The sequence below is a fragment of the Pseudoalteromonas sp. NZS127_1 genome, assembly GCF_015864295.1.
Lineage (GTDB): Bacteria > Pseudomonadota > Gammaproteobacteria > Enterobacterales > Alteromonadaceae > Pseudoalteromonas > Pseudoalteromonas arctica.
The window spans coordinates 1-17686 of record NZ_JADYXO010000001.1; the positions used below are offsets into that span (position 1 = coordinate 1).

At 36.7% G+C, this 17686-nt stretch carries 12 protein-coding genes; 10 read left to right on the forward strand and 2 right to left on the reverse strand.

Annotated features, from left to right (window positions below):
• Window positions 1-741: 741 nt before the first annotated feature.
• Window positions 742-2187 (reverse strand): exodeoxyribonuclease I, encoded by a 1446-nt coding sequence (gene sbcB, locus I6F50_RS00005; protein ID WP_197174953.1) that lies wholly within the window; start codon window positions 2185-2187, stop codon window positions 742-744.
• Between the two features lie 315 nt (window positions 2188-2502).
• On the opposite strand from sbcB, the gene I6F50_RS00010 reads away from it, so the two are divergent.
• The 6 genes from I6F50_RS00010 (at window position 2503) to I6F50_RS00035 (ending at window position 9522) form a co-directional block, all read left to right on the forward strand.
• Complete coding sequence (locus I6F50_RS00010) at window positions 2503-3912, forward strand: DUF2130 domain-containing protein (RefSeq protein ID WP_197174955.1); 1410 nt, start codon at window positions 2503-2505, stop codon at window positions 3910-3912.
• Between the two features lie 58 nt (window positions 3913-3970).
• Entirely contained in the window at window positions 3971-5206 is a 1236-nt protein-coding gene (locus I6F50_RS00015) for an SIR2 family protein (RefSeq protein WP_197174957.1), read from the forward strand.
• Window positions 5199-7070, forward strand: a complete 1872-nt coding sequence (locus tag I6F50_RS00020) for an ATP-binding protein (protein WP_197174960.1) — start codon at window positions 5199-5201, stop codon at window positions 7068-7070. The genes I6F50_RS00015 and I6F50_RS00020 overlap by 8 nt, the downstream gene beginning before the upstream one ends.
• A 13-nt stretch (window positions 7071-7083) precedes the next feature.
• Entirely contained in the window at window positions 7084-7293 is a 210-nt protein-coding gene (locus I6F50_RS00025; RefSeq protein ID WP_024604007.1) for a KTSC domain-containing protein, read from the forward strand.
• A 299-nt stretch (window positions 7294-7592) separates the two neighbouring features.
• The gene (locus I6F50_RS00030) at window positions 7593-8000 is read left to right on the forward strand and encodes a hypothetical protein (protein WP_101162764.1); all 408 of its coding nucleotides are present in this window, start codon (window positions 7593-7595) and stop codon (window positions 7998-8000) included.
• 271 nt (window positions 8001-8271) lie between these two features.
• Window positions 8272-9522 (forward strand): sodium:proton antiporter, encoded by a 1251-nt coding sequence (locus I6F50_RS00035; protein ID WP_024590868.1) that lies wholly within the window; start codon window positions 8272-8274, stop codon window positions 9520-9522.
• A gap of 102 nt (window positions 9523-9624) precedes the next feature.
• On the opposite strand, the gene I6F50_RS00040 is transcribed toward I6F50_RS00035, so the two are convergent.
• Complete coding sequence (locus I6F50_RS00040; RefSeq protein ID WP_039488156.1) at window positions 9625-10173, reverse strand: hypothetical protein; 549 nt, start codon at window positions 10171-10173, stop codon at window positions 9625-9627.
• Between the two features lie 379 nt (window positions 10174-10552).
• Here I6F50_RS00040 and I6F50_RS00045 point away from each other — a divergent pair, with 379 nt between their 5' ends.
• From I6F50_RS00045 to I6F50_RS00060, 4 genes are all read left to right on the forward strand, one after another.
• Window positions 10553-10960, forward strand: a complete 408-nt coding sequence (locus I6F50_RS00045) for a hypothetical protein (RefSeq protein ID WP_197174962.1) — start codon at window positions 10553-10555, stop codon at window positions 10958-10960.
• 518 nt (window positions 10961-11478) lie between these two features.
• On the forward strand, window positions 11479-11889 hold the full coding sequence (locus I6F50_RS00050; RefSeq protein ID WP_010553497.1) for a hypothetical protein: 411 nt from the start codon (window positions 11479-11481) through the stop codon (window positions 11887-11889).
• Between the two features lie 555 nt (window positions 11890-12444).
• On the forward strand, window positions 12445-15540 hold the full coding sequence (locus tag I6F50_RS00055) for a pilus assembly protein (protein WP_197174964.1): 3096 nt from the start codon (window positions 12445-12447) through the stop codon (window positions 15538-15540).
• A 432-nt stretch (window positions 15541-15972) separates the two neighbouring features.
• Window positions 15973-17466: a hypothetical protein gene (locus tag I6F50_RS00060; protein WP_197174966.1), complete on the forward strand. Its 1494-nt coding sequence runs from the start codon at window positions 15973-15975 to the stop codon at window positions 17464-17466.
• Window positions 17467-17686 lie beyond the last annotated feature (220 nt).

Sequence of the window (17686 nt, forward strand, 5' to 3'; positions counted from 1 at the left end):
TTAAATCCAGAGAAAAAAGAAGCAATGCGGGCGGCATAAAATTTAATTTGATGCGACAACTAACTTGAAAAACTCCGGTAATAAGTCTAAAGCGGTTGTTGTTTTTATGTCTTCTCATTTACTCCTCATTCGCTTCTCTTTGTGAATAGAGTTTTATTTAAGCAATTAAAAGCTGCGCTTTTCACGTGAGCAAGCTCGACGTCTACCGCCAAAGTGTAGATATGAGTTTTACTTGTAGACGCGAAGCTTGCTTGCGTGACGGGCAAAGCCCGTAAAGTGATTTATTCACAAAGAGGTTATGAGGCGCTGCGCTTTTAGAAGAAGTAATAGATCTAAAAAATTATTGTTTTTACGTCTTCTCATTTACTCCTCATTCGCTTCTCTTTGTGAATAGTGTTTTATTTAAGCAATTTAAAGCTGTGCTTTTCACGTGAGCAAGCTCAACGTCTACGTCAAAGTGTAGATATCAGTTTTACTTTGTAGACGCGAAGCTTGCTTGCGTGACGGGCAAAGCCCGTAAAGTGACTTATTCACAAAGAGGTTATGAGGCGCTGCGCTTTTAGAGGCAGTGATAGATAAAAAAGATTGTTGTTGGTCTTTATATTTTCTCATTCGCTTCTCTTTGTGAAATAGATTTTACTTTGCGTGTAGTGGTACAAATATTTATAAACAAAAAAACGCGACACTTTATTGCTAAAGTGTCGCGTTTTTAATGCGTTATACACACAAACTTAAAGCAAATTACATGCTTTGTGCGTAGTTATATAGCGCCTTTAAAATTGTAAGATTTTTTTCGCTGTCGTCATGTTCATGCGCTAGGTTTTCAAGGGTGATCATAAAATCTTGCGCATTAATCGATGGTTGATCTTCCCCGTGCATTAACTTGTTTTGGCAATACTGGCGCCATTGGTCAAGCTCTTGCTGGTTTAGCGTTTCAGGCCAGTTACGGGCGCGGTACCTAAACAACAACGTATTAAACTTTTTATCTTCAAAGTCTAACTTCAACCCAGCCAATTCATCTGGTTTAGCATCACGAATAATCGCAAACTTAGCTTTATCGGCATGGCTTGTAAAACCATCGTAAAGTAAGTAGTCAACGTTAGTGGTTGCGCTGTAATCGCCTTGCTCGTTAAACACCTCAGTTACTTTATCGCGAAGGTCGGTATTGGCTTTTAAAATAGCTAAGTTAGCTAAGCACTGCTCGCGGTCAATCCCCAAACGGGCGGCATTCTCAGGCAATAATGTTTTAGCAGGGGCTAAAATAGGGCACTTATTTAAATGCACTAGTTTTAAGCCAACAGGTAAATCGCCTTCGGCTAAATCTAAGCGTTTGGTGTATAAACGTTTGCGTAATTCTTCAACATTTAAATCAATAAGTACTTGCGGGCTTTGAGTTAAATCAAAACAAATAACCGCGTTTTTATTAACCGGATGAAAGCTCATTGGTGCAACCCAGCTGGTACAGCCTTGCGTTGCAGGTATGCGCGACGTGGTATGCACCAGCGGCGTCATGTTAAATACATCAACCAACTCAGCAAGCGCTTTTTTACCACGCAAACCAAAAAAGAAGTTATACAGCTTTGGCTGTTTTTCTTTTATTAATTTAGCCAGTGCAATAGTGGCGGTTACATCGCTTAGCGCATCATGCGCTGCAGCGTGTTCAATACCATTGGCTACGGTTAAATGCTCTAGCTTAAAGCTTGGGCTGCCGTCTTCTTTTAACGGCCATTCAATGCCTTCAGGTCGTAGCGCGTAACAAGCACGTACTAAATCAATAATATCCCAGCGGCTGTTATTGTTTTTGTATTCGCGCTCGTATGGGTCGTAAAAGTTACGGTAAAAGCTATAACGGCTTACTTCGTCATCAAACCGAATACTGTTATAACCGGCAACACAGGTGTTTGGTACACTAAATTCGGCATGAATTTTTGCTATAAACTCAGCTTCAACCAAGCCTTTTTTCATCGCCACTTGTGGTGTAATACCCGTAATTAAACACGCTTCAGGGTGAGGCAAGTAATCCGCTTGCGGCTTACAATATTCAATAAGCGGCTCGCCAATAATATTTAAATCAAGATCGGTACGAATACCTGCAAACTGGCTCGGCTTATCCTTTTGTGGGCTAGCCCCCCACGTTTCGTAGTCGTGCCAATAGATTGTTGCTTGATTTTGCTCTTGATATGCCATGCTGAAAACCCTGAGTAGTTAACTTAAAATCGCCTAAATGCGAGCCAAGTTACTAAAATAATGAATTATTTAGATTATGGCATATGGGCGAGGGAGTTTATAGGTTTGGGTGATAAATGAGGTGTTTGAAAATTCAGTTTATTAATATAAAGAAAATGGATGAATAAATCTGAAATTATTTTCTTTAAATTCACTGCGGTTAATAAGAACTTTTAGATTGCTTTATAAACAATTGTTATTAACTTTTTTAACTGTTAAGTTATTTAATTCGGTTGAATGGAAGTTAATTTTTATCATATTAAGGAAGAGTAAAGCATGCATGAAATCAAATGCCCACACTGCAAAAAAGCATTCAAAATTGATGAAGCAGGATATGCTGATATTTTAAAACAAGTTCGCGATGATGATTTTGATCAGCAGTTACACAATAGGCTTGAATTAGCCGAAAAGGAAAAGTTGAATGCAGTTCAACTTGCTAAAAGTGAAATTAGCAATGAAATGCAAAAAGCAGCCACAGCTAAAGATTCTAAGATCCAAGAGTTAAAATCTTTATTAGAAACTGGAGAAGTTTCAAAAAAACTAGCCGTAACTGAAGCCTTAAGTAATGTTCAAAAGGAAAGGGATGCACTAGCTAATGAACTTGAACAGGCTAAACGAGATAAACAAACAAGTTCTGAACTTGCCTCGGCGAAACTTACGAATGAACTACAGGTAACAACGGCTACAAAAAATAAAGAAATTCAGGAATTAAAAACCAAACTAGATAACATTCAACTAGAGCAAAAAGTGGCTATTAGTGGCGCAGTAAATTTAGTTGAAAAAGAACGGGACGAATTAAAAAGTAGTTTGAAGCACGCCGAACTTGAAAAACAAATAGCTGAAAAATCTCTCAAAGATAAATATGAAACACAGATAAAAGATCGTGATGATGCTATTGAACGTCTCCGTGATATGAAAGCCCGAATGTCTACTAAAATGGTAGGTGAAACACTTGAGCAACACTGTGATACTGAATTTAATCGTATAAGATCGACCGCCTTTCCAAGAGCTTATTTTGAAAAAGATAATGATGCTCGTGGAGGAAGCAAAGGTGATTATATTTTTCGTGATACGGATGAAGCCGGTACTGAAATAGTATCAATCATGTTTGAAATGAAAAACGAAATGGATACTACGGTAACTAAAAAAAGGAACGAGGATTTTCTCAAAGAGTTAGATAAAGACAGGATAGAGAAAGGCTGTGAGTATGCCGTTTTAGTTTCTCTTCTTGAACCAGAAAGTGAGCTTTACAACTCAGGAATTGTAGATGTTTTTCACCGTTACCCAAAAATGTATATAGTCCGTCCACAATTTTTCCTTCCAATCATTACGTTACTACGTAATGCATCTATGAAATCACTTGAATACAAAACTGAACTTGCCCTAGTTAAAGCACAGAGTGTAGATATAACAAATTTTGAAAATGATCTAGATTCATTCAAAACAGCTTTCGCTAAAAACTATGATTTAGCATCCAGAAAATTCCAAACAGCAATTGATGAAATTGATAAATCTATTGACCACCTGAAAAAAACCAAAGATGCGTTAATGAGTACAGACAGAAACCTTCGTCTTGCCAATGATAAATCACAGGACGTCACAATTAAAAAGCTAACACGTCGTAATCCAACGATGGCTGCTAAGTTTGATGAATTGAGTGATGCCAGTTCTTCTGATGACAAGTAATAATTTGGTTAAAGCATAAATATATAAAATGTAATTAATAGAATGGAAGCGAAGTAATATGCACGATTATCATGATCCAGTTAGGCATTTGAAATATCTTCGGCAGTCGTTATCTCAAGATAATGAAGCAATTGGTTTTTTTATTTCAGCTGGCTGTCCTTTATCCGTAAATATGCCTGATGGCCAATGGCCGTTAATTCCTGATGTTAAAAGCCTTACTATTCATATCAATGAGCAATTTAAAGCTAATACTCAATATCAATTGCTACTAAAGGTACTCCAAGAAGCTGGAAAAAATGTAGAAAATATAGAAGACATTCTTAGCTTTTTAAGGAGTCTATTATTGGTATCGAAAGGAGGGGCTGTAAGGGGGTTAACTGAGAGTGAATTGTTAGATCTAGAGAATAAAATTTGTTCAGTAATTGTAGCAAAGCTTGATGTGACCCTACCAGATCAAGAAACACCTTACCATCGCTTGTGTAAATGGATGGGATCTATAGATAGGAAAGTAGCTGTTGAAATATTTACCACAAATTACGATTTACTGATAGAGCAAGCATTAGAGGATTCAGAGGTTCCTTATTTTGATGGTTTTGTTGGATCTCGAAGATCTTTTTTTGATTTAAGAGCTGTCGAGGATTCTTTAATCCCTATACATTGGTCAAGGCTTTGGAAAATACATGGATCAATTAATTGGTACCAAGAAACTGAAAAAGATAAAGAAGGTAAAGATGTTAAAAAAGTCTACCGCTCTTCTGAAATTAAAGAAGGTGCATCACACTTAATATATCCATCACACCTTAAATACGAAGAAAGTAGGAAGATGCCTTATCTTGCTTTAATAGACCAATTAAATAGGTTTATAAGAAAAAAATCATCACTTTTAATTTTATCAGGCTATTCATTCAATGATGGGCATTTGAACGACACTATCGTCAATGCACTAAAAGCAAACCCAACAGGAATGGTACTTGGTCTTATGTTTGATACTTACGAATCAAAGAATGTCGAAGGAGAATTAGTTGACCGCTATCCGGAAGCATATAGGCTAGCAAATAAACGACACAATCTTAATATCTGGACGTATGACAAAGCAATAATCGGCACAAATACTGGTTCTTGGAGCGCACCAAAACATGATGACTATGACTATGATATTAAAAAATTTATTCATCGTAGTGACGCTGATGATGATGGGAAATTTGATACATTAATTAAGCTTGGTGACTTTTCTGTGTTTACCAATTTCCTGAAAAAGATAATTGGTTCTTCAAAGGAAGGGAAGGATGCCTAATCAAGAAACATACCTTGGTGATGTACAAGATGTCAGCGGTACTACAGTCAGTATTTCACTATCAGCAGAATCACTAACTGGTTTTGTATACATTGATGGACAGGGCTACAGAGTTGGTCAAATCGGTAGCTTTGTTAGGATACCAGTTGGCTATATTAATTTGTTTGGAATTATTAGTCAGGTTGGAGCAAGTGCGGTACCTAAAAACCAAATTGAAAACGAGGTTGTCGGCAATAGATGGATGACAATTCAGTTAATAGGAGAAGGTCCAAAAAATGGATTGTTTCAACGAGGCTTATCTCAATACCCTACTATAGGAGATGAAGTCCACCTAGTATCAGAAAAAGAACTTAAAAATATTTATGGGCAACCTGATAAACCTTACTTTGTAAAACTTGGGCATGTCTCCAATGCAGACTCTATACCCGCATTAGTTGATGTAAATAAATTGGTTACTCGGCACTCTGCTGTTGTAGGTACAACAGGCTCAGGTAAGTCTACGACAGTGGCAAGCATTATGAACGCATTGTCAGATGTTGAAAGATATCCATCTTCGCGAGTGATCATGCTCGACCTTCATGGTGAATACGGGCAAGCATTACAAGACAGAGCTTACATTTATAAAATTGATGGTAATTATAAATCAAAATTAAAAGAGAAAAAATTATACATTCCCTTTTGGGCGTTAAATTTTGACGAATTGTGCGAAATAAGTTTTGGGGAATTTAAAGACGAAAAAGTCAAAAATGTTGTTATGGAACGAGTTCTAAAACTTAAATTAGATTCGCTGAAAATATCGCCTAGAAAAGGGGCATCAGCTGATACTCTCAGTGTAGATTCCCCAATCCCATTTAGTATTCATCAGTTATGGTATGAATTATATGTTGAGACGTTTGGAACATATTATAAAGTAGCAGGTATACAACCAATCGATAGCCTTGCTTATGAGAAAGATGCAAATGGGATTGATTTAATTGGTGATGCTTCTAAAGGAATCGCTCCTGTTTTTAAACATGTGGAAACTGGAGCTGGTGAGGCTAAGATTAATTATTTACCAGGATCGCATCAAATAGGAAAACAGCTTTTATTGTTAGGGACAAAACTTAGAATTCCAAGATATGATTTCATTTTTAAGCCTGATAATTGGTTGCCAGATAAAGATGGTAAAGTTGTAGATGATTTAAATTTATTACTTAAAAATTGGATAGGTAGTGATAGGCCTGTGACCATTTTAGATCTCTCAGGTATTCCAGCTGATATTTTACAAACAACAATAGGTGCGTTACTTCGATTGCTTTATGAGGCACTATTTTGGGCTAGAAACCTATCTCAAGGAGGCCGTCATCGACCTTTATTAATTGTTATGGAAGAAGCGCATATATATTTAAACAATGACTCTAAAGGGATGGCATCTAAGATTGTTCAAAGGATAGTTAAAGAAGGTCGGAAATATGGTATTGGAGCTATGATTGTGAGCCAAAGACCATCGGAAATTAACCCGACAATACTTTCACAATGCGGTACTTTCTTTGCGTTGAGATTATCAAACGCTACAGATAGAGGACATATAACATCGGCTATATCTGATAATTTAGATGGTTTAACGGGGATGCTGCCAATATTAAGGACAGGCGAGGCAATAATATTGGGTGAGGCAGTTAAGCTTCCAATGCGGACAACCATTCAAGCTCCACCGAAGAATAGGCGTCCAGATAGTCAAGACCCTATCATTTATGATGAAGTACCTATTGAAGATTCACAAAACCCAGGTGGATGGGGGCTTGATATGGAACCTAATCCTAATTATGAAGAGCTCATTGAAACTTGGAGATCACAAAACCCTAAAATTGATAAAGTTAAATAACAAGGAAATAATTATGAATATGATAAATGTTGATTCTAGTAATGTAGCAGCAGTTGGCTATGATGAAGAGAGTACTACACTTCAAGTAGAATTTAATAACGGAAGTGCATACCAGTACTTTGATGTTCCAGAGCATTTGTTTAACGGTTTACGGGACGCTGACTCAGTTGGTGGTTTCTTAGCTGCAAATATTAAAGGAAGTTATCGTTACTCCAAAGTGTAATAAAGTTATTTAATCGAAGCCTATTAGCCTTAGCTAATGGGCTTTTTTGATTTCACCGCGATAGTAAAATGTCTTTATTAAACATAGTATTTGATATAATTGAAGAAAAATGCATTCGAATATTAACTTAGTACATTATATGCTGTAGTTTATTAAAAATTTATTTTAAATTAGACTAAAGTCTATAGGTTAGATTTATTCACTTATTAGGTTTGTTTTAATCGTTTGTCGGTTTTGTGTTAATTCTCTAAAGTTCAGTTGTCGGCAACAAGCACGGCTTAACCAACAGGACTACGACCATGAAACTTACTCTTATCAAAACTATCGCTCTTAGCTCACTACTTACATGTTCAGCTGCTGCAATGGCTGAGCAAAGTGATTACAAATTAATGGTTATTGAAACTGCAACAGCGCCACAGCCACTTGAGCAATCATTTAATAGCTGCGCACTGAATGTTAAGTCAAAAAATTACGCTGAGGCTGAAGCAATTTGTACTAAAGCAATTGCGCTTTTAAAAGACGCAGATGGCCCTAAATTTAAAGTACGCCAACTTACATCGTTTGCATTAAGTAACCGTGGTGTTGCACGTTTAAAAGCGAACAACGACACTGCTGGCCTTGCTGATTTATACGAAGCAAACCAAATGTCTACAAGTACAATGGTATCGCACAACTTAACTCGCGCTAAAGAAGAGCTTTCTTTATAAACACTTTATAAAGTGCTTACCAAAAGCATGTTATAAAATAGCGAGAGTAAAAAAGCCCATGTTAGGTTAATTCCTAACATGGGCTTTTTGTTTTATTTAATGCGTGAGTTAATACTTTAATAGAGTAGGGTGTGTATTTATAATTAATATTTTGGGTATGCTTGTTTAGGCTACGCGAATATAATGCGAGATAACCGAATAAAAAATAATAACCCTTCTGCTTTGCTTGTTTTGAGCAAGGTATCATTAAATAAATATTGAGATTTAAACCATGGCACCAGGAACCAGCCTAAGCGTACTTGAAATAAGTGCGATATTTTTATCAATTACCGCGTTACTCACCTATGTAAACCATCGCTTTATTGGCTTGCCAACAACCATTGGCGTTATGGTTATTTCGATGCTTTTATCTATCGGCGCTATATTTTTGGGCTTTTTAGGGTTTGATGATCTTATAGATTACGAAGTGAGCTTGCTCGATCAGTTAGATTTTACTGAAGTTTTGCTTGATGGCATGCTCTCTATGCTGCTTTTTGCTGGGGCGCTACATGTAAATGTTAGCGATTTAAGGCGCTATAAATTGCCAATCGGTATTTTGGCCTGTGTTGGTACGTTGCTATCAACGGTTATTATTGCAGGCGCGCTTTATTTAGTGCTTCCTTTGCTCGGTTTTGATTTAGCGTTTATTTGGTGTTTACTGTTTGGCGCATTAATTTCGCCAACCGATCCGATTGCGGTAATGGGAATTTTACAATCTGCGGGTGCGCCTAAAAGTATTGAAACCGTGATTGCGGGTGAATCGTTGTTTAACGATGGTATAGGCGTGGTTATTTTTGTGCTTTTATTGGGTGTTTTATCAAGTGGTGATATTCCTACAACCTATTATGTAGCGCACACGCTGGCGGTAGAAGCCGGTGGCGGTATTGTTTTTGGTTTGGTATTAGGTGGTATTTTATATTACTTACTTAAAAGTATTGATAGTTACCAAGAAGAAGTACTACTTACTTTAGCGGGCGTTATTGGTGGCTATGCACTGGCTAGCCATTGGCATTTGTCGGGCCCACTTGCAATGGTAATGATGGGGCTAATGGTGGGCAATCATGGACGTAGTATGGCTATGAGCGACAAAACACGCCATTACGTTGATTTATTTTGGGAGCTGATTGACGAAATTTTAAATGCCATTTTATTTGTACTCATAGGGCTTGAAGTCGTCATGATTGCATTTTCGAGTAATTTGTTTATTGCTGGTGGCTTAACAATTTTAATCGCGTTACTCGCACGTTTAATTGTTGTGGGTATAACAACCACTACATTTAATAAGCAATTAGAGTTGCCATCTGGCGCATGGAAAGTTTTAACCTGGGGTGGCTTGCGTGGTGGTATTTCGGTTGCACTGGTATTGCAACTACCTGATGGGAACGAGCGCGATATTTTGTTGGCTCTCACTTATGCGGTTGTGGTTTTTTCTATTTTAATTCAGGGTTTGAGTATTGGTAAAGTAGCCAAAACTATCCGTTAAATATAAATCGGTTAGATCAAACCTGTTAAATGTAATTTATTATAAAGCGTGTGAAATAGCTGTATTTCACACGCTTTTTATTTTTCTTATAAAAAAGGGTAATTAAAACGTAAAGCTGAGCTGCACACCGCTGTAAATATGTTCTTGTGCTTCCCAGTAGTCGCCATCTATTTGGCGTGCTCGGGTAAATACTTCTATTTTAAATGGCTTAAAGTGATAACCCGCACCTATACCTGCGTAACCGTCTATGTCGTTGTTCGATTTTTCTATTTGGTAGGTGTTATCGCCTCTATCGTTTTTAAAGGCGAGTTCGAACAGATCTAAGCCTAGCTCGGCGTATATAAAAAAGTCATTGAAATAACCAAGCTTCATGCCATTGTCCCACGTTATAAATTCTTCTTGCTCGCCTTGTTTATTATCGATTACTGCCGCGCCAATTGCGCTGGTAAAAACAACACCAAAGTTACTGTAATTTTGTTTGACCATCATTTCTACACCCGCAGATGTAATGCTGCTATCACCATTAAATTCTGATTTTATAAACATACCGGTGTTAGGCATGTCATTACCGAGCAAAAGCCTTGCGTTAGCATTTTGGCTAAATGATAAAAGCGTGCTTAATAAAACAAAAAGAGGAAGTATGTGTTTCAAAAAAGTTAATCCATTAATGATGAAAAGTTACCAGAGGCGTAATTATAAATACATAACTTAGTATTGCATGTAATTAAATGTATAAATTTGTTTGATTGTTATTCAGCTACGCCAAAGTAAGGTGTTTAAAATAAAACCAACTAAAAAAAGGCATAAAGAATTATATACATTTTAAAATGTAAAGTAGCGATTTTAGGCACGATTATTGGTTCGTAAGTTATTTAAATATATAGAAAAAGTTTAAACGTATTAGACTAAGGTCTATAGGTTAATTTTTCTCACTTATTAGGTTTGTTTTAATCGTTTGTCGGGGTTGTGGTAATTCACTAAAGTTCAGTTGTCGGCAACAAGCACGGCTTAACTAATCAGGAATATGACCATGAAACTTACACTTATCAAAACTATCGCTCTTAGCTCACTATTAACATGTTCAGCTGCTGCAATGGCTGATCAAAGTGATTACAAATTAATGGTTATTGAAACTGCAACAGCGCCACAGCCACTTGAGCAATCATTTAATAGCTGCGCACTGAATGTTAAGTCAAAAAATTATGCGCAAGCGGAAGCAATTTGTACTAAAGCAATCGCACTTTTAAAAGACGCAGATGGCCCTAAATTTAAAGTACGCCAACTTACGTCATTCGCATTAAGCAACCGTGGTGTTGCACGTTTAAAAGCGCATAACGATACAGCTGCACTTGCTGATTTATACGAGGCATCAAAATTGTCTAACAGCTCAATGGTATCGCACAACTTATCTCGTGCTAAAGAAGAATTATCGTTATAAAAAACCTTTATAACGCGTTTTATAAAGTGCTTACTACAGCATGATATAAAATAGCGAGAGTAAAAAAGCCGATGTTGGGTTAAACCCCAACATCGGCTTTTTCGTGTTTATTAACTTTGTACTGTGTTATTAAAAAATAAAAAAACTGTATTCTGCTATTTATTGTTTATTGTTTAGTGATTTGCATGGTTTTTAACTAATTGTAATTATTAAGTATTTTTATAGATGTTAGACTAAAGTCTATAGGTTAGATTTATTCACTTATTAGGTTTGTTTTTATCGTTTGTGGTAATTGAGCTAACACTCTAAAGTTTAGTTGTCGGCAACAAGTACGACTAACAAATACCAATTTTATTAAAACATGATTATTTTAGCGAATTAAATAACTCACTAACGGCGTTAAAAAATTACTTATATAGAACGACTATATTTCATAATTTTTGCCTTGTTATTAAGCTATTTACTTGACGCTAAAAAAGATCACTAGTTTAAACAATTGCCATAACAGGAATATAATCATGAAATTTACACTTTTAAAAACCATCGCTCTTGGCTCATTATTAACTTGCTCAGCTGCTGCAATGGCTAATCAAGGTGATTATAAATTAATGGTTATTGAAGACTCTGTAACTGCAGCCCCAGCATTTGAAAAATCATTTAATAGCTGTGCTTTAACTGTTGAATCAAAAAACTACGAAGAAGCAGAAGCTATTTGTACACAAGCAATTGCTTTACTTAAGCAAAGCCATGGTCCGCGTTTAAAAGTACGTGAACTTACATCGTTTGCATTAAGTAACCGTGGTGTAGCACGTATTAAGGCTCAAAAAGACACTGCGGGTATTTCTGATTTATATGAAGCGGTTCAAATTTCTAAAAACTCACTTGTAACGCATAACTTAACTCGTGCTAAAAAAGAGTTATCTTTATAAGAATGCTTGCATAAAGCACTTATAATTTAGCGAGAGTATAAAAGCCCATATTAGGTAGCACCTAATATGGGCTTTTTTGTATGTTTGCATAACCGTAGTTACTTATAAATACACTCATTTTAATAAAACAGCTTTACTGAATAATAGTGCTCTTAAGAGTGATTTTTATAGCCTTACGTTACTAATTTATATTGGTAAGTACTTGTTACCTAAAACATAGATCTATAAATATAGAAACATAGGTAAAAACATTATTTTTTGACGTGACTAAACTGTGCAGTAAAACGGGATTGTTTTGTTTAAGTTGTTGTTTTTAATTAATAATAAAGTCTAATGTCTTTGACTTTAATCTATTTTTATTTAAAATCGAAGTAATATATATTTTATAGCATTGACGACACGTGGATGCTAATCACTGTTTTGTGATAAATAGCTAGATATTATCTTGGTTTTAATTTTTAGTCCCACCTCCATATTACTAAAAATTAAACAAGGAATAGAGTAGTTATTAACTTGCGCAATAAAAATAAAAAGCGCAAATAAAGGGATTTAAAAATGCAATTCAAACTAAAAAAAATAGCTGCCTTGTTATTCGGGGTGGGTATTAGCCTTTCTGTATTTGCCGAAGATATAGAGCTATACGTAAACCATAATGTTGAAACCGACGAAAACCCTCGCGTGCTTATTGTGTTTGATACATCAGGAAGTATGAAGACTAAGCTGCCTAATGGGGGCCCTAAAAAAATCGATGCTGGTATAAGCGCGATGACCCAATTAGTAAGTGATAACAGCTCGATTGATTTTGGTTTAATGCGTTTTTATAGTTCATATGGTGGATATGTTTTATCTGATGTTGGGACTGATCACGATACTATCACGGATAAAATCGAAGAATTAAGTGCGGGTGGAAGCACGCCTTTAGCTGAGACTCTGTGGGAGGCTTATCGATACCTAAGAGGTTGGTATGTTGATTATGGTCGAAATAAAGGTGATAGGGATTATTCTGCCGAAACAGGGAATCGATATGACGGCTATGATTCTAAATACATCTCGCCCTTTAAAGCTGTTCAAGGTTCTGATGAGCGCTGTGACAACTCTATTAATGTGATTTTAATGACCGACGGTGATCCCTACAACGATAATCAGTCAGACTCAGATATAAAAGCATTATACAAATCTACTTTTGGCTCAAACCCAGCTAAAACAAGTGGCAGTTATTTAGCCGCTTTAGCTCAGATAATACATGGTACAAGAGATGTAGAGGTGGATTTGTACGACACCACGCCAGAGGTTGCTGATACCGGACGCGTTTTTACTATCGGTTTTGGTAGTGGCATGAGTACAAATGGTAAAAAGTTATTAGAAAAAACCGCTTTATTGGGAGGAGGCGAGTACTTACATGCAGATACATCGACTGAACTTTCTGAAGCACTTAATAATACAATATCGAAAATACGCGAAGTTAACGATAGTTTTTCATCTCCTACGGTAGCAAGTAACAATGTTGACCAAACACGTAGCCGAGAGTCAATTTACTTTGCGATGTTTTACCCTGAAACAGGCGCACGTTGGAGCGGAAATTTAAAAAAGCTTAAAGTGTCTGGTGCAAATATAGTCGATTCAACTGATAAAATAGCTCTTGATGAAAATGGGTTAATTGATGAGAAAGCTCGAACTTTTTGGCTGCCAACTAATAAGCCTGCAGATGGGAATTTAGTAGCTCAGGGTGGCGTAAATTTACTTTTATCAACTTTAGACCCTGATAGCCGTAAAATCTACATAGATAAAACGGGCAGTATTATTGATTTTACTTTTGATAAAGTACAAACCATTTTAAATTTAGCGACAAGTACAGTTACCGATCTTGCCCCTGATTTGATTCCTAATATCGGGTTAACTTTACAGGAGAGTGATATTAACTGGGCACGAGGGGTTGATGTTGATAATGAAGATGGTGATGACTCATCAGTAGATCAGCGAATCAATATTTTTGGCGATCCTTTGCATTCAAAACCGGTATCTATAGATTACGGCGATGGAAGTATTCATATACTTGTTGGTACCAATGCCGGCTTTTTACATATGTTCGAAGACAAAGGCGATACTGTTGAAGAAAGGTGGGCTTTTACACCTGCTGCCTTATTAAAAAACATTCCGGCTTTGCGGAGTAATCTCGCAAATACAAAAGTGTATGGCATGGATGGCCCTATAAGTGTGTTCTTTAATAATAAAAGTTTAAACACTGATGGTTTAAATGATGGCGTTGTTAAAGCAAGTGAGGGCGATGAAGTTTGGGCATTTACAGGCATGCGCCGAGGCGGTAAAAATTACTACGGCCTGGATATAAGTGACCCAAAAAAACCTAAAAAATTATGGAATAAGCCAATTGTTGGTGGCTCTGAAGAATTTAAATATTTAGCACAAACATGGTCTAAACCTCAAATTGCTTACATTAAAGCGTTTGGTGAGGATCCATTGCTGATATTTGGCGCAGGCTACGATACAAACAAAGATAATGCGATTAGAACAACAGATGAAACCGGGCTAGGTATTTACATTGTTAATGCTAAAACTGGCGAAAAGGTATGGGCGCTCACTCCAGATGAACATGGTTTTACCGGAGAGCACAGTATTGCAGCGGATGTAACTACGCTTGACTCAGATTACGATGGGTATATTGACCGAATTTATGCAACCGATACTGGCGGTAATATTTGGCGTGTAGATATTCCCACCGATGATGAAGATGAGATTACTCACTTTAAACTTGCTGAACTTGGCAGTACATTAGCGTCACAAGACAGACGTTTTTTTTATAAACCGTTAGTTGCTAGAACGCTGTTTAGTAAAGTTACTAAGACCAATTATGGTGGTGAAATGATCACCACCCGTTTAGACACCCCGTACGACGCAATTGTGATAGGCAGCGGAAATCGCTCAAACCCACTTGCTACTAATGAGCAAGATCAGCTGTATATGATCCGTGATGAAAACACCCTAACAAAAATATTTACTGAATTTCCAGCCCCAATAGTGCCAGATGATTTAATGAAAATGAATGAAGACCCATTTGGTAATGCACTTGATGACGTAGATAAATTTGTTAATCTTGAAGTTAAGTTAGCCGAATTTAAAGGGTGGCGATACGAATTAGGGACGGGCGAAAAGTCCCTTGCTGCAGCAACGGTCGTTGGTGGGGTTGCTTACTTTACTTCCTTTACGCCTGCATCTTCATCATCAACACAAAACCAATGTTCGTTAACGGGTGGCGGTGGTTCGCTTTATGCCTTTCATTTGCATTATGGAACGAAGGTTTATGACGATGTGAAATTTGCAACAAGTAATGATGTACCAGATACACCGAAACTATTTTTTGGGGAAGGCCCGTCGTGTGCAGATAATGATGCTGATGGTAAGTGCGATTGGGATGATGCAACGGATGTAACGCAAGTTAGTCAGTTTTATTTAATAGGCCCTGGGGTTAAAGGTTCTGATAAGCCGATAAAAGCTATTGAAATACTTGGGCCAAATTTAAATGTTGAAGGTGGAAAAGTTAAGCTAGTAAATGGCGCTGAACCAATTGGTTTTGGCTTTAAAACCCAACAAACATATATTTATAAACGCGAAGAAAACGATAGTCAGGCACATTAAAAACACAATGCAATAAACATAAGCCACCTTAATTAGGTGGCTTTTTAATTTTAAGAGCGAATCAAAAATGCTGATGGTTTGCTTATATAATTGTTTTATAGTTATCGAAGCGCTCTAAACCAACCCATGTATGATACACATTCGTTTACAAAATACTGCCTATCACTCAAGCCCTTTATTTTAGGTACCTGTAGTCCATATTAGTCAACAATAGCTGGTCTTAGTTATATTTAATTAACAAATGTAAGAGCAAAATTTAACATGACGTGTCACCATATAGGTACAGGGCATGTTAACTTGTTGCCATCCCCCCATAAATATTCAATAAATTTCTGTTGTTTAAATTTACTTGTTATTTATTAAAGTAACCAATTCAATTTATAACAATATGATTTTTAATAATAATTAAAGTGCAAAAAAGGAAATCTTTGTATGTCTTTTAAAAAAAGTCAGTTAGCTATTTCATTAGCGTTTACGCTAGGCCTTGTTGGATGTGGCGGCGGTGGCGATGATAAAGTGGTCGTTGTAGAGCCAGTTGTAGCTAAGCCTGACCCTATAAAAGTAGACCCCGTAGAAGTTAACACTATCTCTCTTACTGGAAAGGTTATTGATGGCTATGTATCTGGTGCAATAGTATGGCTAGATATTGATGGCGATGGTACTTTTGATGAGCAAACAGAACCTTCTGTAGTCTCTGAAGAATCGGGTAATTATAGTTTTAATTTTACAGAAGAGCAGGCGCTGTGTGTGCCGTATTCAACTATGTATGTTGATGTACCGGTTGGTGCAATTGACGAAGATTTAGGAGAGGTAACACAAGCGTATCAAATGTCATTTCCGCCCTCAATTGAGGCTTTGACTGATGAAGATATTCGAAATATATCCCCTTTAACAACCGTTATTTGGGAGCAGTTAAGCCTTCAATTACAAAAAAGTGGTAACAATAATTTAAGTTGTGATGCACTTAAAGAAAATACTGAGCTACTTGCAAACCTTCAAAGCGAAATAACAAATGTTATGCAAAACTTGGTTGCGCATTATAATTTGTCGACAGAGCAAATTTACTCAGATTTTATTGCTACTAACGACAGCGACGCTTACGACAGAGCACAAGCAATTGTTAAGGGACTAAAAGCGGCCTATAAATTCAAGCAAGAGCTAGATGCTCAGTATCCTGATGCAGAAGAAGTAAGAGCAGTGATTTACCAGGACACAGCAAAAGATGCAGAGTATGGATTTGAAAATGCATGGTACCGCGACAAAGTTATTTTTGCAGGCGCTGAGCTTATTTATGAGCAAGTAAAGCTTCAAAATACAGACGAACTCGACAAAATTGACGTTATTTTGTCTCGATTGGATTCAACAGATACGCCTTGGGGCGAAGAATCGTTAAATGGAAAATTAACAGTTAGAGACGATGTTTACATTAACGCCGATCGTACTTACCGATGCTCTAGCATTGAGAACGTTAGTTTTGAGCAAAGTAATGTGCTTTATGGCGTTGATAATACAAGCCCATCGGTTAACTTCCCAACAGCAGATGAATGCATTAGTGCTAATTTAGATACACCGTTCGAGCGAGGTTTTAGCATTAGCTATACTGAGTCAGGATCGTTTTACCAAACTGACTTTGCCTTTAGAGAGGAAAATGCTGACTTTCAAACATTATCTGATTGGGTAAATGTTAAAGACAAAGCTGCTGATTTAGAAACTCAAGATTTAGTTACTGTAATCGCTGCTATGCCTTATAAGTTTGATGACGAAACATCTATTGATGCTAGCTTTTGGCGTAAATATAAAACCACAGACAACGTACGTATTATTAAAACGATTGAAGGGAAATGGTTTAGAGATACTCGCCAAGAAGATGGAACAATGCTGCATGAGTGCGGTGAAAATGGTGTTGACTGGGTGCAATGCGAATAATTTAAAAGGCACTTTAATAAATATTAGCTTAATGCCAGTCAGTTAATAACTGACTGGCATTTTTTGTTTGAAAAAGCTTACTTTTATGTGCGCTTATAACTGTATACCTGATGAACTTTATTTTTAATCTGTTTTTTACTCGGGTTTACTGTAAAATTACTGGGTTAACATTTGTTAAGTGATGCTTACAATTGTTATTGCTCATTAAGTATTTAAACTA